At 42.8% G+C, this 838-nt stretch carries 1 protein-coding gene; it reads right to left on the bottom strand.

Translation table 11 applies throughout. The features are described from left to right. Positions 1-838 (bottom strand): trypsin-like serine protease (locus A3735_RS02135; RefSeq protein WP_156499333.1); only part of this gene is annotated, 838 nt, incomplete at both ends.

Raw genomic sequence — 838 nt, 5'->3', positions numbered from 1 at the left:
AAAGCTCAATTGGCCGCTACCATCAACCTTACCAATCAACATCGTTTGCTCATATAGGGTGTAGTCTGACACTAATTCGGAAACAATATCTCCCTGTAAATCCCACTCATTCTGCTTCTCTATAAAGAAAAACACTCCCTCACCCACACTTGAGCTAAAATCAGCTTCCCCTATCACATTACCACTCAACTCAAACGAGTAGCTTTCCTCTTTACCCTCAACCCCTATCATCAAGGTAGCAAACTTGATACCAGGCGAAAGGAAGTTCATCCGAATATGGACCTCGCAACTCTCCCCCGGAGCTAACTCAGAGCCCTGGCAATCAGGCAAAGCACTATCTTCCATGCTGGTAATCGATAGCTCGGAAGGTGTATATTTTACCGTTCCTACACCACATTCATTGGTTTCAATCTCATCAACTTGAAGCTCAACACTATCAATTACAAAGCTATCAGCAGCACTATTTGTAAAGCTTAAAGAAAACCCATTAACCTCTTTTATTCTGTATTTTAAAGACTCATCCGAGCCACCACTACATACAGGGTTCTCACCATCCTCCAATATACTTGAAGTAACATTTTCAGGCAGAGAAAGCTTGTCTGGGGTCAAATCAACAGGGTTTATAATATTGTCCACCCACTCTTTAAACGCTGAAACCCGGGTAAAAACATCTGGATAATCCAGACTTCCACAAACAGAAGGAGCTATGCTTGCCACGCCGGCTTGAAACCATTCACCACCTGTTTGAAATAATAAAGGGCCGCCACTATCTTTTTCGCATAGACCTTGAAGCCCATCACCTGTCTCTTCGATATAACCTGCACAAATATGTTTACCG

This window comes from Oleiphilus sp. HI0061 (assembly GCF_001635675.1).
The sequence above is the reverse complement of the archived record's forward strand: the minus strand, read 5'-3'. Positions and strand labels throughout refer to the sequence as shown.